The organism is Dactylosporangium sp. NPDC000244 (genome assembly GCF_040300725.1).
Taxonomy (GTDB): Bacteria; Actinomycetota; Actinomycetes; order Mycobacteriales; family Micromonosporaceae; genus Dactylosporangium.
Genome location: NZ_JBEPEH010000018.1, coordinates 125,420 through 146,280, shown reverse-complemented (window position 1 = coordinate 146,280; position 20,861 = coordinate 125,420). Strand labels below are relative to the sequence as shown.

The 20,861-nt window shown below is 71.8% G+C and carries 17 protein-coding genes; 10 read left to right on the top strand and 7 right to left on the bottom strand.

Annotation, left to right across the window (positions count from 1 at the left end):
* The first annotated feature begins 16 nt into the window (after nt 1-16).
* The 5 genes from ABT369_RS25870 (at nt 17) to ABT369_RS25850 (ending at nt 5,901) form a co-directional block, all read left to right on the top strand.
* On the top strand, nt 17-1,639 hold the full coding sequence (locus tag ABT369_RS25870) for an ABC transporter substrate-binding protein (RefSeq protein ID WP_350615632.1): 1,623 nt from the start codon (nt 17-19) through the stop codon (nt 1,637-1,639).
* A 74-nt stretch (nt 1,640-1,713) separates the two neighbouring features.
* Nucleotides 1,714-2,655, top strand: a complete 942-nt coding sequence (locus ABT369_RS25865; protein ID WP_350615631.1) for an ABC transporter permease — start codon at nt 1,714-1,716, stop codon at nt 2,653-2,655.
* Nucleotides 2,645-3,553, top strand: coding sequence for an ABC transporter permease (locus ABT369_RS25860; RefSeq protein ID WP_350615630.1), 909 nt, complete (start codon nt 2,645-2,647; stop codon nt 3,551-3,553). Before ABT369_RS25865 ends, ABT369_RS25860 begins: the two co-directional genes overlap by 11 nt.
* A complete protein-coding gene (gene nikE, locus ABT369_RS25855; protein WP_350615628.1) occupies nt 3,540-5,099 on the top strand; it encodes a nickel ABC transporter ATP-binding protein NikE in 1,560 nt (519 codons plus the stop codon). Before ABT369_RS25860 ends, nikE begins: the two co-directional genes overlap by 14 nt.
* A 157-nt stretch (nt 5,100-5,256) precedes the next feature.
* Entirely contained in the window at nt 5,257-5,901 is a 645-nt protein-coding gene (locus ABT369_RS25850; RefSeq protein ID WP_350615626.1) for a sulfurtransferase, read from the top strand.
* Nucleotides 5,902-5,916: 15 nt separating this feature from the next.
* On the opposite strand, the gene ABT369_RS25845 is transcribed toward ABT369_RS25850, so the two are convergent.
* Entirely contained in the window at nt 5,917-7,221 is a 1,305-nt protein-coding gene (locus ABT369_RS25845; protein ID WP_350615624.1) for a M20/M25/M40 family metallo-hydrolase, read from the bottom strand.
* Nucleotides 7,222-7,293: 72 nt separating this feature from the next.
* On the opposite strand from ABT369_RS25845, the gene ABT369_RS25840 reads away from it, so the two are divergent.
* From ABT369_RS25840 to ABT369_RS25830, 3 genes are read left to right on the top strand one after another with little or no spacing between them, the layout of a single operon-like run.
* Complete coding sequence (locus tag ABT369_RS25840) at nt 7,294-8,220, top strand: MetQ/NlpA family ABC transporter substrate-binding protein (RefSeq protein WP_350615622.1); 927 nt, start codon at nt 7,294-7,296, stop codon at nt 8,218-8,220.
* 1 nt (nt 8,221) lies between these two features.
* Nucleotides 8,222-9,250: a methionine ABC transporter ATP-binding protein gene (locus ABT369_RS25835; RefSeq protein ID WP_350615620.1), complete on the top strand. Its 1,029-nt coding sequence runs from the start codon at nt 8,222-8,224 to the stop codon at nt 9,248-9,250.
* A gap of 1 nt (nt 9,251) precedes the next feature.
* Nucleotides 9,252-9,911, top strand: a complete 660-nt coding sequence (locus ABT369_RS25830) for a methionine ABC transporter permease (protein ID WP_350615618.1) — start codon at nt 9,252-9,254, stop codon at nt 9,909-9,911.
* Here ABT369_RS25830 and ABT369_RS25825 read toward each other — a convergent pair.
* The 3 genes from ABT369_RS25825 to ABT369_RS25815 form a co-directional block, all read right to left on the bottom strand.
* The gene (locus tag ABT369_RS25825; RefSeq protein ID WP_350615616.1) at nt 9,908-10,204 is read right to left on the bottom strand and encodes a zinc-binding dehydrogenase; all 297 of its coding nucleotides are present in this window, start codon (nt 10,202-10,204) and stop codon (nt 9,908-9,910) included. The genes ABT369_RS25830 and ABT369_RS25825 overlap by 4 nt on opposite strands.
* Before the next feature lie 321 nt (nt 10,205-10,525).
* The gene (locus ABT369_RS25820; protein ID WP_350615614.1) at nt 10,526-10,975 is read right to left on the bottom strand and encodes a VOC family protein; all 450 of its coding nucleotides are present in this window, start codon (nt 10,973-10,975) and stop codon (nt 10,526-10,528) included.
* Nucleotides 10,976-11,005: 30 nt separating this feature from the next.
* A complete protein-coding gene (locus ABT369_RS25815) occupies nt 11,006-12,349 on the bottom strand; it encodes a dihydrolipoyl dehydrogenase family protein (protein WP_350615613.1) in 1,344 nt (447 codons plus the stop codon).
* 309 nt (nt 12,350-12,658) lie between these two features.
* Between ABT369_RS25815 and ABT369_RS25810 the strand changes: the two genes are divergently transcribed.
* Nucleotides 12,659-13,060: a hypothetical protein gene (locus ABT369_RS25810; protein WP_350615611.1), complete on the top strand. Its 402-nt coding sequence runs from the start codon at nt 12,659-12,661 to the stop codon at nt 13,058-13,060.
* A gap of 60 nt (nt 13,061-13,120) precedes the next feature.
* Here the strand turns inward: ABT369_RS25810 and ABT369_RS25805 are convergent, their stop codons facing one another.
* The 3 genes from ABT369_RS25805 to ABT369_RS25795 all read right to left on the bottom strand — a co-directional run bounded on the left by ABT369_RS25805 (nt 13,121) and on the right by ABT369_RS25795 (nt 15,124).
* Complete coding sequence (locus tag ABT369_RS25805; protein ID WP_350615609.1) at nt 13,121-13,642, bottom strand: RICIN domain-containing protein; 522 nt, start codon at nt 13,640-13,642, stop codon at nt 13,121-13,123.
* Between the two features lie 14 nt (nt 13,643-13,656).
* Complete coding sequence (locus ABT369_RS25800; protein WP_350615607.1) at nt 13,657-14,013, bottom strand: ricin-type beta-trefoil lectin domain protein; 357 nt, start codon at nt 14,011-14,013, stop codon at nt 13,657-13,659.
* A gap of 94 nt (nt 14,014-14,107) precedes the next feature.
* The gene (locus ABT369_RS25795; protein ID WP_350615605.1) at nt 14,108-15,124 is read right to left on the bottom strand and encodes a DUF1996 domain-containing protein; all 1,017 of its coding nucleotides are present in this window, start codon (nt 15,122-15,124) and stop codon (nt 14,108-14,110) included.
* 190 nt (nt 15,125-15,314) lie between these two features.
* Here ABT369_RS25795 and ABT369_RS25790 point away from each other — a divergent pair, with 190 nt between their 5' ends.
* The gene (locus tag ABT369_RS25790) at nt 15,315-20,858 is read left to right on the top strand and encodes a hypothetical protein (protein ID WP_350615604.1); all 5,544 of its coding nucleotides are present in this window, start codon (nt 15,315-15,317) and stop codon (nt 20,856-20,858) included.
* The last annotated feature ends 3 nt before the right edge of the window (nt 20,859-20,861 follow it).

Here is a 20,861-nt window from a genome sequence, read left to right as displayed (position 1 = left end):
CCGTACCGCTTCAGCATTGACCGCGACCATCGCGGCAGCGCTCGTCGCCGTCCTGGCCGCGTGCGGCGCGAACCCGGCGGCCTCGCCGGCGCAGAACGCCGGCGAGCCGGTGTCCGGCGGTAACCTGGTCTACCTCGCCTCCTACGACAACCCCGACTTCCAGTGGACCGACGTCAACGACTGGGAACCGGGCATCATCTTCAGCGCTCTCGTCGACCGGCTCGTCTATTGGGACGCGAAGTCGAGCACGCTCAGGCCGTGGCTGGCCGAATCGTGGACGGCCAACCCCGACAGCACCCAGTTCACCCTGAAGATCCGCAAGGGTGTGACGTTCAGCGACGGCTCGGCGCTGAACGCGCAAGTCGTCGCCGACAACCTGACGATCAAAGGCAAGGGCGACAAGGCGCTCGGCATCCCGGGCACCTACACCTGGCCCGCCGGTTTCGAGAGCGCGACCGTGACCGACGCCGACACCGTGGCCGTGAAGTTCTCCCGACCGGCGTACGGCTTCATCCGGGCGTTGACCTTCTACCACAGCGGCATCGTGGGCGAGAAGACGCTCAAGCTGAGCTTCCAGGACAGCTCCGACATCAAGAACCTCGTCGGCAGCGGCCCGTTCGTGTTCGACAGCTACACCCCCGGCGAGCAGTACGTCCTGAGCAAGCGCAAGGACTACAGCTGGGCTCCGGACGGCGTCGGGCACGCCGGTCCCGCCTACCTGGACAAGATCATCGTCCGGATCGCCGGGCAGAACAGCGTGCGGACCGGGCTGCTGCAGTCCGGGCAGGCCGACGTCATTCGCGACGTGCCCCCGGCCGACGAGCAGCGGCTCGGCCAGACGGGATTCACCGTGCTGCCGGCCAAGCAGATCGCGTACTCGGTGCAGATCCGCGTCCGGCCGAACAGTGCCGCGACGGCGGACGTCCGCGTGCGGCAGGCGATCCAGCACGCCGTGAATCGCAAGGAGCTCGTGGACACGCTCTACTTCACCGACATCTGGAAGCCGGCGACATCCGTGATCGAGTCGGGCGTGCCGGGCTGGGTGGACCTGTCCGCCAAGCTCACCAACGACGTGGACAAGGCGAACAACCTGCTGGACCAGGCCGGTTGGACCGCCCGGGACCCGCAGGGCTTCCGCACGAAGGACGGCCAGCGCCTGTCGTTCCTGGTGTACTCCGTGTCGTGGATCCGGCAGTCGCAGCCCGAACTGCTCCTGCTGGCCCAGCAGCTGAAGAAGGTGGGCGTCGAGCTGACGGTCAAGAACGTCGACTCCAACAACGAGACGGCGGCGGTCGGCGCGCCCGGCGTGAGCCTGTCCATCTCGCTGGGCAGCGTGCCGACCGTGTCCGGGCCGATGCGCAACAACTTCCACAGCGCGGTCACCACGAGCTGGTTCAACAGCGGTGCGCTGGCCAAGGACACCGAGCTTGACGGTCATGTCGACGCGCTCAGCAACGCCACCGACGACGCCGGCTACACCAAGGCGGTCGGCGAACTGCAGAACTACCTGATCGACCAGGCGTACGTGATCCCGCTGGACACGAACCAGCAGACATTCGCCGTGGCGAAGAAGGTGCACGACCTGAACGTCGACGCGTACGGGCGGCTGTTCTTCTACGACGCCTGGCTGAGCAAGTAGCCGGGCCCCGGACCCACCATCTCGACCGGGCGGGACGCGCGCGTCCCGCCCGGACTGAGCGAAGAGAGCGCACAGTGAAACAGCTACTGCGGCGGGCCGGCGTACTCGCGCTGGTTCTGTTCCTGGTCTACACGCTCGTGTTCGTCGTGCTCGTCGTGCTGCCCGGCGATCCGATCAGCAACCGCCTCAGCGACCCGGACGCGGGCTACACGCCGCAGACGGTGGATCTGCTCAAGCAGTACTACGGCGTCGACAAGCCCGCGGCGCTGCGGTACGCGGAAGGCTTGCTGCGGGCTCTGCACGGCGATCTGGGACACTCGCTCGCCGACGGGCAGCCCGTGACCGGCAAGCTCGCCGACGCCTTCGCACCGACGCTGGAGCTGGGCGGCATCGCGCTGTTGGTCGTGCTCATCCTCACCGCCCTCGTCGGACTCGGCGCGCTGTACGGCCGCGTCCCGGCGCTGCGCGTGGCGTTCATGTCGGTGCCGTCGCTCGTCTACTCGCTGCCGGTGTACCTGGTCGCCGTCGTGTTCATCCAGGCGTTCTCATTCCAGCTCGGCTGGGTGTCACTCAACGGCGACGGCGGATTCGCCGCCACCTTCCTGCCGGCCTGCGTCCTCGGCATCACCATCTCGCCACCGCTGATCCAGGTATTCGTCCGCAGCCTGATCAACGCGGACCGCCTGCCGCACATCACCGTCGCCCGCGCCCGGGGCATCCCCGAGTTGCGGATACTCACCCGGCATCTGTTGCCGGGCGCCGCGCTGCCGAGCCTGACCGTCCTGGGCATCACCATCGGCTACCTCATGAGCGGCGCCGTCGTCACCGAGACCGTGTTCACCCGCTACGGACTCGGGGCGCTCACCCAGAAGGCCGTGCAGCAACACGATCAGCCGGTGCTGCTCGGCATCGTCGTGGTCAACGCCGCGGTGTTCATGCTTGCCAACCTCCTCGTCGACGTCGTCTATCCGCGCTTCGACCCACGTGTCCAGCCGAGGTTCAGCCATGCCAAGTAGTGCCCACGACACCCTGCTCGCCGACCTCGGTACCGAACCGGATCCCGGTATCGAAGCCGGACGCTCAGGCACCGCCCCGCGCCTGCGGGGACGCCGAATCCCGCCCACCGTCGTGCTGTCCGTGCTCGTCATTGTGGTCGTGCTCGTCTCGGCCGTCGCGCCCTCGCTGCTCGCCGGTCAGGACCCGATCAACGGCGTCCCGTCCGACAAGCTCGCGTCGATGAGCGGGGCACATTGGCTGGGCACCGACTACCTCGGCCGCGACATGTACTCGCGGATCGTCCACGGTGCCCGGACCTCGGTGCTCAGCGCGATCCTCGCCGTCGCCGTGGCCGTGAGCCTCGGCACGGTCACGGGCCTCGCCGCGGCACTCGGGCCACGGTGGCTGGAGACACCGCTGATGCGGCTCATCGACGTGCTGCTCGCGATCCCGTCACTGCTCCTGGCGATGGTGTTCGTCGCCGCCTTCGGGTTCTCCAGCGCCAACGCCGCCGTCGCGGTGGGACTTTCGATGATCGCCAGCTTCGCCCGGGTGGCCCGGATCGAAGCGCTGCGCGTGCGTTCGGCGCCGTACATCGAGGCCGCGGAAGTCGCCGGCACCAGCCGCGTCGGAGTCGTGGTCGTACATCTGCTGCCCAACATCGCCACGACGCTCATCTCATTGGCGGTTCTGGAGTTCGGCGCGGCGATCCTGGCGCTGTCGACGTTGTCGTTCCTCGGCTTCGGCGCCCAGCCGCCCGACCCGGAGTGGGGGCAGCTCGTCGCCGAGGGCGCGAACTTCTTCTACGCAGCGCCGTGGCTCGTCTATGCCCCCGCCGCCGTGGTCGTCATCGTCGTGCTCGCCGTGAACCGCCTGTCCACCTACCTCGACGCGAGGGCATTCGATGAGTCGCTCTGAAGCACCCGCCGATCCGCCGCTGCTGCGAGTACGAAACCTGTCGATCGCCTACCGGGCTGCCCGGCAGTGGAACCCTGTGGTGCACGACGTCTCCTTCGACGTCCGGGGCGGCGAGACCGTCGCGCTGATCGGGGAATCCGGCTCCGGCAAGACCACGCTCGCCGGCGCCGTGCTGCGGATCCTGCCGGCCAACGCGCGGACCACAGGCGGCACGATCCTGTTCGACGGCACCGACCTCGGCCGGGCGTCGCGACGGCAGCTGCGGCAGCTCCGCTCGCACGAGCTCGGCTACGTGCCACAGGACCCGACCATGTCGTTCAACCCGTTGCGTACAGTGCGCAGCCAGCTGTACGAGATCCTCCGCCTTACCGGACCCGAGCACGGTCCGGCCGCAGCAGCGGAGGCTCTGCTGCGGCGGGCCGGGGTCTCCGACACCGCCCGCGTGCTGGACTCCTATCCGCATCAGTTGTCCGGCGGGTTGCTGCAGCGCGCGCTCATCGCCGCGGCGATCGCGGGACGGCCGCGGCTGCTCATCGCCGACGAGCCGACCTCCGCGCTCGACGCGACCATCCAGAAGGGCATCCTCGACACGCTCGATCAACTGCGTACCGAGCTCGGCCTCGCGGTTCTGCTCATCACGCACGATCTGGCCCTCGCCGCGGCGCACAGCGATCAGGTCGTCACGCTCGACCGGGGCCGGGTGGCCTCGGCGCCGTATGCCGAAGCGTTGTTCGCGAGCGCCCCCAAGCCGGTCGCCGTCACGCTCGCCGAACGCGCCGACGACACCGCCCGGGAGGCCCCGGGGCCGGCCCTCACCGTCGACAGCGTGAGCAAGACGTTCGGCCGGTTGACGGCGGTCGACGCCGTCTCCTTCGACGTCCCGTCGGGCACCACACACGCGCTCGTCGGTGAGTCGGGGTCGGGCAAGACGACCCTCGCCCGGATCGTGCTGGGCCTGCTGCACGCCGACTCCGGTGCGGTGCGGCTCGCCGGACAGCCGGTCGACCCCACGGATCGCGTTGCCCTGCGCAAGGTCCGGCGCGACCTGCAGATCGTGCACCAGAATCCGTACGGCTCGCTCGATCCGCGGTACACGGTGGCACGCATCATCGGCGAGCCATTGGTCGGCTACCGCGCCGGGGACCGTCGGCAGCGACAGGCACGCATCGGTGAGCTGGCCGACGCCGTGGGCCTGCCTGCCAACGTGTTGCAGCGCCGGGCACGTGAACTGTCCGGCGGCCAGCGGCAGCGGGTCGCGATCGCGCGTGCGCTTGCCCTCAACCCGAAACTCATCGTGCTCGACGAGCCGACCTCCGCGCTCGACGTGCGAATCCAGGATCAGGTGCTGCAGCTGCTGCAGACGCTGCAGCGCGAACGTTCGCTGACCTACCTGTTCATCTCCCACGATCTGCGCCTGGTGGCCGGCCTCGCCCACACGGTCACGATTCTGCGCAGCGGTACCGCCGTCGAGTCCGGCCGTGTCGCCGACGTCTTCCGGTCACCGGCCGAGGAGTACACCCGCGTCCTGCTCGAGTCCGTGCTGTAGACCAATCCCGAGGAGTCCCGTGTCCGATCCCCGCACGCAACACCTGATCAGTGCCCGAGAGCTGATCGACCATCCGGTGCCGCGACCCGTCGTGCTGCACATCGGCCGGGCGTCCGCGACGCTTCCGGCGCCACAGGTGAAAATCGCCGGTGCCCATGTGACCGAACTCGAGGACGACTTCGCGGGACCCGCGGACGGCGTGCGCGGGAGGCTGCCGTTGCCCGACGCCCCCATCCTGACGCATCGGATACGAAGCTGGGGCATCGACGGCGGAACGCCGGTGATCGTCTACGCCGCTCGATCCGAACTCGTCTCCGCGGCCACAAGGGCCTGGTTCGTCCTGCGCTGGGCCGGGCTGCCCGACGTCCGCCTGCTCGACGGCGGGCTCGACGCCTGGCTGGCCGAGGGCGGCGACACCGAGGACATCGCCACGACGGCTCCCGCGGTGCCGGGCGACTTCACCGCATCGCCCGGTCACCTGCCCACGATCGACGCCGACCGCGCAGCCAAGTTCGGCGCCCGCGGGAACCTTCTCGACGCCCGCGACAAGGCCGCCTACGCCGGCGGTCACATTCCCGGCGCGCGACTCGTACCAAGTGCCGTGTTCGACAACGGCAGACTCAAGAGCGCGCAGACCCTGCGGTCCGCACTCCCCATTCCGGCGGCCGTGTACTGCGGCGCGGGTGTCTCGGCCACCACCGTCGCGTTCGCCTACGCCACGCTCGGCCGCACCGTCCCGGTCTACGTCGCCTCGTGGTCGGGGTGGACAGCCGATGCCGACCGGCCGATCGAGCAGGCCTGACCGAGGCCGGCTGACTCAGCTGGCGAGCAGGAACCGCGTCAGTACCCGGACGCCGAACTCGAGGCCGTCGACCGGCACGCGCTCGTCGACGCCGTGGAACAGCGAGGCGAAGTCCAGACCCGGCGGCAGGCGCAGCGGTGCGAAGCCGAAGTTGCGGATGCCCAGCAGCTGGAAGGACTTGGCATCGGTACCGGCGGACAGCATGTACGGCAGCAGCCGGGCGCCCGGGTCCTCGGCCGAAATGGCCGCCGCCATCGCGTCCACCAGGTGTCCGTCGAACGTCGTCTCCACCGGCGGGAGCTGGTCCCAGTCGAGCTCGACATCCGGCCCGAGCACCTCGGCCAGGGTCTTGGCGAAGACGTCCTCGCGGCCGGGCAGCATCCGCCCGTCGACGGTGGCCTCGGCCAGCGACGGCACGACATTCGTCTTGTACCCGGCGTTGAACATGGTGACGTTGGCGGTGTCGCGCAGGGTGGCGCCGATGAGCCGGGCGACGGAGCCGAGCCGGGCCACGGCCGCCTCCGGGTCGTCGGGATCGAACGGCACCCCGGTCAGCTCGGCGACGCCCTCCAGAAACTCGCGGGTGGCCCCGGTCAGCACGATCGGGAACCGATGGGCGTCGAGCCGGGCCACCGCGGCCGCGAGCTTGGCCACGGCATTGTCGGTGTGCACCATGGACCCGTGCCCGGCGGTGCCGCCGGCCTTGAGCCGCAGCCACATGATGCCCTTCTGCGCCGTCTCGACGAGGTAGGCGCGCACGTCGTCGCCGAGGGTCAACGAGAATCCGCCGACCTCGCTGACCGCCTCGGTGACGCCCGCGAACAGCTCCGGGCGGTGCTGAACCAGCCAGCGGGCACCGTTGAAGCCGCCGGCCTCCTCGTCGGCGAGGAACGCGAAGACCAGATCCCGCGGCGGTACCGTGCCGTCGCGCTTGAACTGCCGGGCCACCGCGAGGCTCATCGCGACCATGTGCTTCATGTCGATCGCGCCGCGGCCCCACACGTAGCCGTCGCGGATCTCGCCGGAGAACGGGTGTACGGACCACTCGGCCGGGTCGGCCGGCACGACGTCGAGATGGCCATGCACGAGCAGTGCGCCGCGGCCCGGGTCGGCCCCGGCCAGCCGGACGACAACGTTGCCGCGGCCGGGCCCCGATTCGACGTACTGCGGCTCGAAGCCCACCTCGGCCAGCTTCTCCGCGACGTACTCGGCGGCGACCCGCTCACCGGCGAGCGTCTCCGGGTCGCCGGTGTTCGTCGTGTTGATCCGGATCAGGTCGCTGGTCAGCGCGGCAACCTCGTCCACGGCACTCGCGGTCATGCCCCCACCCTAGACCTCCGGATAGATGTATGACACATTTTTCCTATCGGAATAGTGGTCTAATCTGGCGGCATGTCAGAACCTCAGTTGCCGGCGCGGCAGCGCAGCCGCTGGCCCTGGATCGCGGGCATCGCCGCCGTCGTCGTCGTGGCCGCCATCGTCGTGTTCGCCGTCACCCGCGGCGGATCGGACGACGACGGCGCGAAGACCGTGCGCATCGGCGTCACCGACGCGTCCCAGCCGTACTGGAAGACCTACGCGGACCTGGCCAAGCAGCGGTTGAACGTGACCGTGCAGTTCGTGAACTTCAACGACTACAGCCAGCCGAACCCGGCGCTGAAGGAGAAGCAGCTCGAGCTCAACGAGTTCCAGCACATCCAGTACCTCGCCAACTACAACGTCACCGCCCACGACGACCTGCAGCCGATCGGCGCGACGGCCGTCTACCCGCTGCCGTTGTACTCCCTGAACTACACGTCGCCCTCGGCGATCCCGGCCAATGCCAAGGTGGCCATCCCCAACGACGCCATCAACCAGGCCCGGGGGCTGCTGGTGCTGCAGGCGGCCGGGCTGGTGACGCTGAAGAACGGCGGTACCGCCTTCTCCAGCACGGCCGACATCGACACCAAGAAGGTCGACGTCGTGACGCTCGACGCCTCGCAGACCGCCGGGGCGCTCAAGAGCGGTTCGGTCGCCGCGGCGATCGTCAACAACAACTACGCCACCAGTGCCGGGCTGCCGAAGACGGCGGCTGTGTTCCAGGACGACCCGGCCAGCGCGAGCGCCGCACCCTACGTCAACATCTTCGTGGCCCGCGCCGCCGACAAGGACGACCCGACGTATCTCAAGCTCGCCGAGCTCTACCACGAGGCGAGCGTCGAGCAGGGCGTGCAGGAGTCCAACGGCGGCACCGCGGTGTTCCGCAAGGTCGCCCCGGGCGAGCTGCAGTCGCTGTTGAAGACGGTGCAGGACCAGGCCGTCGCCGCGGGCAAGAAGTAACGTGCCGCACGTACGCATCGAGCATGTCACGAAGGCGTTCACCCGGGGCCGCAACGGTTCCCGGGTGGTCGCCCTCGACGACGTCAGCCTCGAGGTCGACCAGGGCGAGGTGTTCGGCGTCATCGGCGAGTCCGGGGCGGGCAAGAGCACGCTGATCCGGCTCATCAACGGCCTGGAGTCGCCGACGAGCGGCCGGGTGTTCGTCGGCGACCACGAGATCTCCGCACTGTCCGAAGGGGACAGACGCGGGGTCCGCCGCGACATCGGCATGATCTTCCAGCAGTTCAACCTGTTCCGCTCCCGGACGGTGGCGGGGAACGTGGCGTACCCGCTCAAGGTCGCCGGCGTGCAGCGGGCCGAACGGGACCGGCGGGTGGCGCGGCTGCTCGACTTCGTGGGCCTGCTGGACCGTGCGCACGACCACCCGGAGCAGCTCTCGGGCGGGCAGAAGCAGCGCGTCGGCATCGCCCGGGCCCTGGCCACCGAGCCCTCGCTGCTGCTGGCCGACGAGTCCACCAGCGCGCTCGACCCGCGCACCACGGCTGAGGTGCTCGCGCTGCTGGGCCGGGTCAACCATGAGCTGGGCGTGACGATCGTGCTCATCACCCACGAGCTGGACGTGATCCGGGCCGTCGCGGACCGGGTCGCGGTCATGGACGGCGGCCGGATCGCCGAGGCGGGCACGGTGTACGACGTGTTCGCCCAGCCGCGCAGTACCGCCGCCGCCGACTTCGTGCGGGGCGCCCTGCGCGACCGGCCGTCGCCCGAGACCCTGGCGCGGCTGCGCCGCACGCACCCGGGGCGCCTGGTGAGCGTGGCCGTGCGGGACCGCACCGGCTTCCAGACCGCCCTGGCCAAGACGTTCCTGAAGCACCGGGTGGCGGCCGGCATCGTGTACGGCGGGATCAGCGAGCTGCAGCAGCGGGCGGTCGGCAGCCTCACGTTCGAGCTGACCGGCCCGGCCGAGGGCATCGACGCCGCCCTGGCCGCGCTGCGCGCCGACGGCGTCGATGTCGTCGAGGAGGACTGACGTGGACGAGTTCGTCACCAACCTGCCGGTGTTCCGCGAGGCGATCTGGCAGACGTTCTACATCGTCGTCATCTCGGTCGTGGCCGGCGGCCTGCTCGGGTTGATCCTGGGTCTGGCGCTGTACGCCACGCGACCGGGCAGCCTGTTGTCGAACCGGCTGACTTTCGTCATCATCAACATCCTCGTCAACGTGGTGCGCCCGATCCCGTTCGTCATCTTCCTCACCGCCATCCAGCCGCTCATGCTGGTGACGATCGGCACGACGATCGGCACCAACGCGGTCACGTTCGCGCTGTCGCTCGCGGCGGCGTTCGCGGTGAGCCGCATCATCGAGCAGAACCTCCTCGCCGTCGAGCCCGGGGTCATCGAGGCCGCCCGGGCCGCCGGCGCCCGCCCGATCAGCATCCTGCTCACCGTCGTGGTACCGGAGGCGCTCGGGCCGGTCATCCTGGGGTACACCTTCATCTTCGTGGGCGTGGTCGACATGTCCGCGCAGGCGGGCCTGTTCGGCGGCGGCGGCCTGGGCGACTTCGCGGTCACGTACGGCTCGCAGCGCTACAACTGGCCGGTCGTCTACATCACCGTCGCCACCATCATCGTGATCGTGCAGGCGGGCCAGTTCCTCGGCAACGCTCTGGCCCGGCGCGCCCTGCGGCGTTAGGCGTCGTTGACCTGGTCGATGCCGATGACCTCGATCTCGGCGCCGATGCCGTGCTCGGCGCAGAAGTCGAGCATCTCCTGGGCCTGCGGGAGCCCGCCGATGATCGAGCCGGTGAGGATGCGTCGCTGCGGGCTCAGCGAGCCGGAGTGCACCCGCATCGGCTCGGGCGGGCCGCCGACGCTGACCAGGACCCCGTCGACGGCCAGCAGCGAGAGGTAGGCGTCCAGGTCGACCGGGGCGCTGACGGTGTTGATGATCAGGTCGAAGGTGCGGGCGAGGGGCAGACGAACCACTCGGTGACGACCACCGACTGGGCGTAGCCGCCCTGGGTCGGCCGCCCGTCGCAGCCGACGCCGTTGTCGGCAGGCGGACACGACAGCATGCTCGCGATGGCGCTGAGCAGCTTCGCGATCGGCTTGGCGGGAACGACGGGGCGGCGGACGGACGCGTTGACCGCCGCCGAGGAGGCTGTCGCCGTCTACCAGCGGCCGGCCGTGACACATCCCGCTTACCAACGAGACCTGGCCAGGGCCAAGACTGTCGTACAACGCCTTCGATAGCAGACGGGCCACCAAGCCCTGAGCCCGCCCGCCCAGCAGCGACCATCGCGGTCGTCACGGCACCGAGGGAGCCGGCAACCACGGCGACCAGTCCCCCTCCGGATCGGTGGTCTGGCCCACCTCGATCAGATGACCGTCGGGATCGCGAATGTAGCAGCGCATCTCGTACTGGTGCTGCTTCGGCGGCGTCAGGAACTGAGCACCCCGGGCGCTCCATTCGGCGTACACGGCCTGAATGTCCGCGACCCGAATATTGAGGAAGCCGCTGACCCGGTCGGGTTCGCGTGGCGTCTCCAGGGTGACCGCGGGCTTGTCGTCGGTCGGGCCTCCCCCACCGTTGATGACGATCCAGCTGTTGGCCAGCGCGACATAGGTCGGCTCTCCGGAGAAGACCACCCTGCCGCCCAGTACCTCGGTGTAGAAGCGCCGCGAGCGCTCGACATCATCCGAGACGATGAAATGGGCCAGCACCATGCCCCCGGCGGGCGGTGTGAGCTCGGCCATCTGGCACCTCCACTTGTCGGGACTCGACCGTCATTCGCCCGGCCGGCGGGCGGCCGCGATCTGGCCGCTGAGCTCCTTCAGCGCGGCGACATAGATCTCTGAGAAGGTGGGGAAGGGCTGGATGACGTCCCGCAGCACCGGCAGCGGCACCCGGGCGCGGATGGCCAGGGTGGCCTGCTGCAGCCACTCTCCGGCCTCGGGTCCGAGCGCGTAGGCGCCGGTCAGCCGGTCGCCGTCGGACAGCAGGGTCAGGAAGCCGTTGGAGGTGGCGTAGGCGTGGGTGTAGGTGGCCGTCTTGGCCACCTCGGACACCGGGACGGTGGCGCTGAAGGCGGCCTCGGTGGCGCCGGCCACGGCCGCTTGCGGGTCGGTGTAGACGACGTCCGGTATGGCCTCGTAGTGGGCCTCGCGGGGCTCGCCCAGGATGTTCGCGGCGACGACCTCGCCCTGGTACTTGCCGACATGGGTGAGCAGCCGGATGCCGGTGACGTCCCCGATGGCCCACAACCGATCGCCGGCGCGCAGGTGCGCGTCGACGCCGATGCCGTGCGGGCCGGCGGTGACGCCGACCGAGTCCAGGCCGGCGGGCATCCGCGGACGCCGGCCCGTGGCCAGGAGCAGGTGGTCGCCGCGCAGCTCGCGACCGTCATCGAGGGTCAGGACGTAGTCCGCGCCGTCGCGCCGCGCGGCGGTCGCGCGCATGCCGAGGTACAGCTCTGCGCCGTCGGCCCGCAGGACCTCGCCGACCGCCTGACCCAGCGGCTCGGGCTCGCGGGCCAGCACATGCCCGGCGCCCTCGACCAGGGCCACCTCGCCGCCCAGGCGCCGGACGGCCTGAGCCATCTCGGTGCCGACCGGCCCGCCGCCGAGGATGAGCAGGCGGCGCGGGACGGCCTGCATGCCGGTCACCTCGCGGCTGGTCCAGATACCGTCCAGCTCGTGCAGGCCCGGGACGGGCGGTATGACCGGGTCCGAGCCGGTGGCCACCACGACGTGCCGGGCGGTGTGGGGCACGCCGTCGACCTCGACCACACCCGGCCCGGCGAGCCGGCCGGTGCCGCGGATCAGGTCGATGCCCTTGCCCGCCAGATACTGCTGCTGCCCGGCGTCGGAGTAGCCCGAGACCATGAAGTCGCGGTAGGCCAGCGCCTCCCGCACGTCGACGCGCGCCGTGGCCGCCGCCTCGCGAGCGCCGTGCACCGCCTCGCCGGGCCGCAGCAGCGTCTTGGACGGGATGCACGCCCAGTACGAGCACTCGCCCCCGACCAGATCCCGCTCGACCAAGGCCACGCGCAGGCCGCCGTCGGCCAGCTCGCCGGCGCAGTGCTCACCCGGCGATCCCCCGCCCAGGACGATCACGTCGTGGTCGCTCATCGCTCGGGTACCTCCTCTGCGTCCTGCTCCCGGACCATGTGCTCGGCGAACTTCCCCGCGGGCGTCCGACTACACACCGCGGTGGCGACTTGAGCGAGGGCGAACCCGCGGCATGCCGCCGCCGGCGACCAGCGGAGGTCCCGCGTCGGATCTCCGCAAGCAGTCAGCGCCAGCGTGCCGGACCGCGCTGTCCCCGCCGCGGCCCCGGGCCGTGAACCTCCACCGTGGCGGGCTCGTTCTCCGGGTGCTTCACGATCTGGACCGCCCGACGAGCAGAGGGGCCTGCGTATGGGTACCACCGGAAAAACCATGAGGAAGACGGCGACCGCGGTCGCCGTCACGGCCGCGGTGATCGCGGCCTCGCTCCTCACCACCTCCGGGTCGGCCGCGGCCGACCCGATGGGCAGGGGGCGGTTCATGCTCTGCGCCCGGGAGGACACCTACGCACAGCTGAAGTTCCGGGGCACTCCGCCGCCGGTTGTGGTGTTCCTCGACACCGTGCTCGTGAGGCCGGGAGCCTGCATCGCGGACTACATCCAGAGCGGGGTGAAGAACCTTGACGTGTACGTCATCGGGCCGGGCTCGATCCAGGCGATCAGGCTCAGCAGCCACCCCGCCAGCGCGGCCATGAACCCCGGACTCAAGATCTACACCCACAGCAGGACGGTCGGCGGCTCCACCGCCCTGTGGGTCGCGTACAAGACGACCTGATCGTCGCCCGGCCGGCGCGGCATCCCGCCGCGCCGGCCGGGCATGGCTCGAACCGAACGCTCAGCCGCCGTAACGCCAGCGGTCGAAGTTGCTGCCGTCGTACCGTTTCGGGAAAACGTCGTGGGTCGCGTCGGTGGCCAGGGAGATGGGAACCCGCCCGGCGTTGTCCGGCCACTGCCGGAAGATGACGTTCTGCCAGGTCCCCTCGGCCTTCCACGCCGGCCCGACGCCCGCCACGCAGCCGACCGTCAGGATCTCGAACCAGGGCGCGTCCGCCTGCAGGCACTGGTTCGTGGCGACGTTGCGCAGCATGACCCAGTCACTGGTGTCGTGCCGCAGGTAGATCGGCTCCCACATCTGGCGCTTGTTGCTGCCGATCGGCGTGCTGCACGGCCGTGAGTTGACGGTGCCCGGGGCATCGCTGTTCAGACACCATCCGGTCTGGTAGCTGCGCAGGATGTTGGTGCCGACGTAGGCGTGCGCGGGAGCCGGGTCGGCGAGCACGGCCGCGGCCGCGGCCAGCGCGGCGACTCCCACACCGATCAGCCGGCGACGCCGCGCCCGGCGCGCTGCTGTGGACATGGCTCCTCCTGGGTTCACAGTCCGAGCTTCCAGTGCTGGTAGTCGCCGCGGTTGCAGCCGAGCGGGTAGACGTTGCCCGAGGCGTTGCTGTCGAGGCAGATGTCCCGGGGGTGCGAGCCGGCCTCCGGTGGCTGGTGGAGGACGACGTCGCGCCAGTGCGGCCCCTCGGCGAACCACAGCTGGCTGATCGTCGCCGCCGAGCACGGGTTGGTGACGATCGCGTCGCAGCGAACCGTCGCCTTGTTCCTCAGGACGTTGTCCTCGACGTATGCCGCCGCGGGACTCTGGACGGCCAGCGCCGCAGCCGCCCCGGCGAGCGCTGTTGCCAGTACCGCTCTCAGACGACGGCCCCCACTCACCATTGTGGACATTGCACCTCCAGATGCCGAATTGGTTGGTCCACCGCTGCAACGGACGGCCGCACCGCAGCGGTTCATCGCCCCCACGCCGGTCGAGCGTCCCGTTTCAGGGACGATGTTTGTCGATGCCGTCGCCGTTGCACTGGCGGCCGCCGTTGACGCAGTGCGCGATGACGCCGGCCAGGCGGGCCTGGTCCCAGCCGTTCATGAAGTCGAAGTGGAAGGTGTAGCCGGGACCGGACGCGTACGCCAGGCCGGCCGTGTCGCCGCCGGGCAGCTTGTACGGGACCTTGAGCTGCAGCATCGGCAACGCCACCGGGTGGGTGGCGGGGCAGACGCCGTCGACCGGATACGCCATGTGGGAGCGGTGGTCGGTGCTGTCCAGGTGCACGTTGTCCCAGCAGCTCGGCGCCTTCAGCCGCACGATGAGCGAGGACCCGTCCGGGCACGACGGCGGGATGTCGGTGTACTCGTCGCCGCCGCACGTCCAGGTGCCGGTGAACTGGTCGGCGGACGTCGCCTTGGCGTTGCCGACGACGAGACGGAACCCGGCCGGGAACGGCTGCACGGTCCGGTAGTCCTTGACGCCGGACTTGTAGTACACGGTGACCGTCTGCGGGGGGACGGGGACGCCGTGCTGCAGGAGCGTCGGGAACCAGTACGAGGAGGCGTCCTTCGGATCCTGGCACGACGTCCGGCCGCCGAGCAGGTCCTGCGGCACGGTGCCGGCGGTGGTCACCGGGTTGCCGGCGAACGTGTGGTTGTGGCTCGCCCCGGGCAGGCCGGGGAAGACGATCGGGTCGTCGTTGAGCCGGTGGGTCACCGTGCAGTTGGCCGGGAACTCATGGAATCCCGCGCGGGGCGGCGCGTCCGCGAAGGTCCTGGTGGGCAGCGGTGCGGTCGTGGCCGGCGCCGAGCCGGTCGCGGTGGCCGGCGTCGCGGCCGGCGCTGTCGTGGACGGCACCGTCGGCCGGCCCGACGGCTTGACCGGCGGCATGGCCTTCGGGCGGGTGGTCGCCTCCGCGATCCCCCAGCCGCCGGCGGCGATGAGCGCCACCGCGAGCGCAGCGACCGCCGCGATGCGGGCGCGCTTGGACGTGGTACCGAAATCAAGGACTCGCACCGCAGAACTCCTTCAGCATCGAGGGCATGCAGGGAAACGGCGGCGTCCTCGCCGAGGTTCACGGGGGCGTCGCGGACGTCCCCGGGCAGGGACGTCGATGCCGTACCCCGGGCGATTCTTCACCGGCCGGCCACCCGCCCGTCGGCAGTCACGACGTCTCGGCACCACCTTGCCGCCCGACGATTGCCCCATGGCGGCATCGGATCCGGGACACGGCACCGGACGACTCGACCTGTCCGCGGCCGACGAAGCCGCGTTCCTCAGTCTGGCCGACGAGGTGCACTGGCACCGGCACAGAACGGCCCGCCGGCCCGGCCGGGCGCCGGCCGGGCGGGCGGGCGATTTCGTCCGCCATCTCGTCACCACCGGCCGCCGCGTGCGCGACGATCTCGAACTCGACGGGTACGCCCTGTACCGGGCGATGGTCGGGGGCCGCACCGTCCTGGTCCGGGCACGGGTCGGTGACGACGGCGCGGTGACGGCCGCACGGTGGTCGACAGCCCTGGACAACCACCTGACGTCCACTGTGGACGAACTGGTGAACGCGCTGCGCGCCGACCGCTGGACCATCGTCGCCTCGGACGCGGCGGACCTCGACCGCGATGCCCGCCAGGTGCGAGTCCCGGCGACCGGGGACGCCGAGGCGGCGCTGCGGAGCATGTACGACGAGGTGCGGGCCGACTGGCGTGTGGGGAACGGCTACGACGTGTTCCCCGACGGACGGATCCGGGTCGACGGCCTCGTCCTCAGCGCCAGCGGTTGGCATCCGGTCGCGGGCGGCCACCTGCACCCGGGCTCCGGCTGGTGGCTGAGCCACGACGGCCGGCTGGCCCGGCTCGACGACGAGGCCGCCACCATGATGCGGGCCGACATGGATCCGCAAGGTCAACGGATCGAGCAGACCGGCACCGGGCTACGGGTGGGCCCTGAGACGATCGACCTGCGAGCCGCCACGCGCAAACCGGACCCGGTCGGACTGTTCGGCACCGCCGGCCCGAGCGGCCGGAGCGGTCCGCGCGGCCTGGTCGACCTGATCGAGGCGAGCGACACGATCGAACGGATCGTTCCGCTCACGTCGATAGTCACGCCGCCGGAGACGGTCCCGGCCGACGTGCACGCGCTGGCCCCGGATCTGTTCAAGACCCCGTGGCTCGGTGTGACGCTGACCGGCACGACGGACGGCGAGCTCGTCTTCGAGCAGGGGTCACGGCAGCTGTCCGTGCGCGTCGAGGACGGCGAGCGCGTCGAGCTCATCGCCCCGGACAGCCTGGCCGCCCTCACCGGCTCCGGTCCGCAGCGGGCCCGGCTGCTCGTGCCGCCGGGAACCCCGGCGCACGTCGTCGCGGCCGAGCTGGCCGGGGCGGTCGTGGGCTGGTTCGCCGCGACCCGCTGGTCCCGGCTCGGCTCGATCCTGTGGCGGCGGGAGGACCCGGACGCGCTCCGCGACACCCCGGCCCCGGCGACCTCGACCCTGAGCCCGGCCGACCGCGGCCGCTGGGCCGCGGCGCTGGTGCTGGCCCGGCACGCCGCCGAGCACGAGGCGACCTGGACAGCGGCCGACGAGACCGAGCTGATCGGCCGGCTGGCCGCGATGGGCCTGCTCGGCGGGCAGGCACAGGCCCCGGCCCGCCGCCGGCTGCTCGCGCAGCTCGGACCGCTCACCCAGCTCGGGGCGCACGAGCACCTCGCGGAGCTCGGGCAGCTCGCGCCGCTCGTGAAGCGCGGCGTGCTCAACGCCTTCGGCCGCCGCCTGCTCGAGCGGGCGTGGGACACGAGCCACGAGGTCGCGGAGGCCAAGGTCCTGGACCGGATCGATCTGGCCCTGTCGGCGCTGGAGCGGTGGCTGCCGAGCCTCAGGGGCGGGCAGACCCACGTCAGCGCCGGCGGCGGCAGGCAGCTGCGGCTGCTCACCGCCGACGACACCATCGTCACCGTGCCCGTCGTGCTGGTCGACCGCCGCCCCGGCATCCCGATGGTGCGGCACGACGGCGACCGGATCGTGGTCCGCACCGACGCGAGCGTCGAGGCGCTGCAGGCCGGTCTGGCCCCGATCGTGGCCGGGGAGACCGGCGCCGACCCGGTGGCCACCGGCCGGATGGTGCAGCTCAACCAGTACCGGTCCGAGCCGGCGGAGGCGGTCCGCACGATGCTGCGCCATCGCCGGCGTCAGGCGTATGCGACCGACCGTGACATGGTGCGGGACGAGGCCGCCACACCCCCGCCGAAGCCGCCGTCGGGCGCGCCCGGTCCGCCGTGGTGGGCGTTCACCGGGGGCCGGGTCCTCAGCGGCATCGGCGGCATGGCGGCCCAGACCGTCGTCGGCGTGCAGGCCCACCGCCCCGGGTACATCTTCCTCTCCCAGGGCGCCGCCGGAGCCGTCAGCAACCCGCTGCAGGGCATCGTCGACAAGTTGTTCGACCACTTCAAGCGCAAGCATGACGCCGCCGGCCCGGGCTTCCGGCCGGACCGCCTGGCCGACCCGGCCAAGCTGCCGGCGACGGTACCCCACGAGTCCATGAACCTGGCGATCGACGTGGACGAGCAGCGCACGTCGCTGGAGCCGTCGCTGTTCACCTACGAGCTCAAGTTCGTGCCGCCCCCGGCGGTGGGCGGCGCGATCGCCGCGGCCGTCGCGTCCGCCGCCGGCGGATCTCCCGAGGTCGCCGGGGTCACGTTCGCCCTCAACATGGCCGCCGGGGCGGGCTGGGGCGCTTCGGAGAAGATCGCCGACGGGCCCAGCTTCAAGGCGGCCGACCGGCTCCGGCAGCTCCAGCGCAAGCTGCCGGAGAGCGACCGGCTCCAGGCCGTGACCAGCGCCTACTACCTGGCCCTCGAGCTCACCAAGCGGCTCACGGGCAGCGCCGGGGTCGCGCCGGAGGTCATCGCCTCGCTGAGCCGGGCCCACGCCGAGCTGACCGAGTTCCGGGAGAGCCTTCAGGCGGACGTGTCCCGGCGGCTGGCGCAGCTGCGCTGGCGGCGCGCCAACGTCCTGCCGCTCGGCAAACGCCCGCCCGCCCAGCGGCGCAACGACGCCGCCCTGCGCGCCGACGGCGAGCGGCGGCGGCTCGGCCAGGTCCCGGCCGTGCAGTGGATCGCCCGCAAGGGTGTGCCGTCCACACTCAGCGCGAGCGTGGGGCCCATCGTCGTCGCGGTCGCCGGCGGGCACGACTTCGGTGCGGCCGGTGCCATCGCCCTGAGCACGTTCCTCAGCGCCGGACTCGGCCGAGGCGTCGCCGAGCTGCAGTACCTCAGCGCCACCCTGGACGACAGCTGGGCCATCCAGGCACTCGACACGCTCAACCTCCTCACGAAGACGATCGCCCTGATCGACCCGATCCTGCGGGGTGTGCCGCCGACCGAGTCGCCCGAGCCGGCGCTGCTGGAGAACCACGGCATCTTCAAGGCGCTCTATCGCCAGCACAAGGACGATCTCGCGCGGGGCCGCCCGTCGGACCACAGCGCGCGGATGCTGGTCCGGCACAAGCATCTGCCCCAGCTGGCCGGACGCCTGTTGGCGATGTCCCTCTCGTTCGGGTTCGCCGAGCCGGTCACCGCGGCGACGGTCGGCGGCACGGGCACGCTCGTCCAGGGCGCGCTGGGCGCGGGCGAGATCCTCTTCCGGAAGGTCGCCAACGGTCAGGGCCGGCTCGTCAAGGACCGCGCCTTCCGTGAGTACACGGCCAAGCTGGCGCTCACGCCGCTCGAGCTGGCCGACCGGATCGCGACCTCCAGCGCCGCGGCCAACATCGCCGACCAGGCCGGCCGGAGCACCACGTTCACCTTCCGGCTCGACGGGGCGCACAGCTTCTGGCGGCGCCGGGTCCGCAAGTTCGCCAGCCGCACGGCGGACGGGTTCACCAGCGGCCGGGCGCTGCTGGTCCCGGGCCCCGCGGTGCCCGGGACCCGGCTGACCCACGCCGACCGGCTCGCGGCCGACCGGCTGGCGGCCGACCTGCGCCGGCTGTCCCGCATCCGGTCCGGGCAGGACGACGCGCACGACCTCGTGGCGACGCAGGTGACGGCGCTGGCCCGGATGGACGCCCTCGGCCTGCTCGTCCGGCCCCGGCGCCCCGGTGAGGCCGCCGCCGCGGACGGGCGCTGGCGGCTGACGCGGGCGCATCTCACGGCGGTCCGCGCCCTCAAGCCGGCCCAGTTCGACCTCGCCGAGCAGCTGCGCCGGCTGGCGAGCACCGCCGGCACGATGGAGGCGGAGCTGGCCGCGGCCGGCCGCCGCCGGCCGGACCCGGCCCGCCGGGAACGGCTGCTCGACGCCGTCTGGCGGCTGGCCGGCGCCCGCGGCGTCGAGGGGGCCTGGCTGACCCCGGCCGGGACGGTCCGCATCACGCTGACCGGCGGGCGGACGGCCGAGCTGCACGTCACCGAGGCCGCGGTGCCCACCGGCGTCGCCGCCCGCATCACCCTCGCCGCCGACGACCTCCTCCATGCGGTGCTCGGGCGCACCGGGCCGGCCCCGCACGCCGTGACCGTCGACGAGGCGGTGGCCCGCGATCCGCAGCGGCTCACCGACCGCCTCCTCGACGTCGCGTCCGCCGTCGCCGCGCGGACGTCCGGCCGTCGCGGGCGGATCCGGCGGCTGGCCGAGCGGGCCACCCCCGAGCAGCGTCTCGCCACCGTCGATGAGCCGCCGGGTCCGGTGGTCCGCGCGCCGCAGCCGCTGACCGGCGAGCACGGCGTGTTCGGCACCGGCCCGGTCGGGCTGCGCAACGGCCTGTACTTCCCCTGGCTCGCCCCGCAACCGTCCACCGTGGACGCGGGCGCGTTCGCCGCCCTCCCGTCCGTCGAGGGATGGTTCGTCCTGGCGCTGCACAGCGACCAGGTCGACGCCCTGATCGCCGCCGACGGGACGGCTTGGGACCAGTTCATCCACCTCGTGGTCGACTCCGGCGAGTGGAAGTCCGCCAAGGCCCGGGCCGGCGGCGTGCCGAACATCGTGCTGGTCTCGTGCGACCCGGTCCGCACGCCGCCGGCCGAGTCGCCGCCGGCCGAGCCGGTCGAGGCCGAACCGGCCCCGGCCGGGCGGTTCCCGGCCCGCCTGCGCACCAGCCTCGGCGCGGCCCGGCTGCTGACCTCGGACCAGGACCTGCACCAGCTGCGCGACGGCACCGGCACCGTGCAGACCCCGGGCGGCAGCCCGACGGCCATGCTGTTCAACGACCAGGGCACCCACGTGTACCCCGGCAGCCTGTTCGCCGCGCTGGCCCAGGTCGACCCGGCGGCACCGGCGGCGACCGTCCCGGACCAGGCGCCGTTCCGAGCGGCCGGCACCGGCCCCCACACCTGGAAGACCACCCGCGACACGGCACCGGACCCGGTCGCCGCGGCGCTGGCCGACCTGGCCGCCGCGGGCGCCGCGCCCCTCGGCCGCGACTACCTGACCGCCCCGGACCCCGCCCGGCGGCGCCGGGCCCTGGCCAAGGCCCTGCCCGGCCTGACGCCGGACGCGATCGCCCACCTGGCCGACCTGACCACGGCCGCCGCCACCACGCCCGCCGACCGTCTCGACGCCGCGGTCCTGCGGGCCGCGGCCAGGGCCCTCCGCAACGCCTCCGGCGCCGACGACCTCACCGCCGTGCGCACCCAGCTCGACCCGGCGGCGAGGGTCACCTGGATCCTGGCGGTCTCAAACCTGAGCCGCCGCATCCCCCACGCCCGCGCATCCCTGGACCGCCTGGCCGCCGCCCTCCCGTGCACCTCGCTGGGCCCGACGACCTGAACC

Excerpts from the sequence above, each read along its gene's own strand:
- ABT369_RS25820 (WP_350615614.1), bottom strand. The coding sequence starts at position 10,975 with ATGGCCGAGCTCACACCGCCCGCCGGGGGCATGGTGCTGGCCCATTTC.
- ABT369_RS25815 (WP_350615613.1), bottom strand. The coding sequence starts at position 12,349 with ATGAGCGACCACGACGTGATCGTCCTGGGCGGGGGATCGCCGGGTGAG.
- ABT369_RS25790 (WP_350615604.1), top strand. The coding sequence starts at position 15,315 with ATGGCGGCATCGGATCCGGGACACGGCACCGGACGACTCGACCTGTCC.
- ABT369_RS25860 (WP_350615630.1), top strand. The coding sequence starts at position 2,645 with ATGCCAAGTAGTGCCCACGACACCCTGCTCGCCGACCTCGGTACCGAA.
- ABT369_RS25845 (WP_350615624.1), bottom strand. The coding sequence starts at position 7,221 with ATGACCGCGAGTGCCGTGGACGAGGTTGCCGCGCTGACCAGCGACCTG.
- ABT369_RS25840 (WP_350615622.1), top strand. The coding sequence starts at position 7,294 with ATGTCAGAACCTCAGTTGCCGGCGCGGCAGCGCAGCCGCTGGCCCTGG.
- ABT369_RS25800 (WP_350615607.1), bottom strand. The coding sequence starts at position 14,013 with ATGTCCACAATGGTGAGTGGGGGCCGTCGTCTGAGAGCGGTACTGGCA.
- nikE (WP_350615628.1), top strand. The coding sequence starts at position 3,540 with ATGAGTCGCTCTGAAGCACCCGCCGATCCGCCGCTGCTGCGAGTACGA.
- ABT369_RS25810 (WP_350615611.1), top strand. The coding sequence starts at position 12,659 with ATGAGGAAGACGGCGACCGCGGTCGCCGTCACGGCCGCGGTGATCGCG.
- ABT369_RS25805 (WP_350615609.1), bottom strand. The coding sequence starts at position 13,642 with ATGTCCACAGCAGCGCGCCGGGCGCGGCGTCGCCGGCTGATCGGTGTG.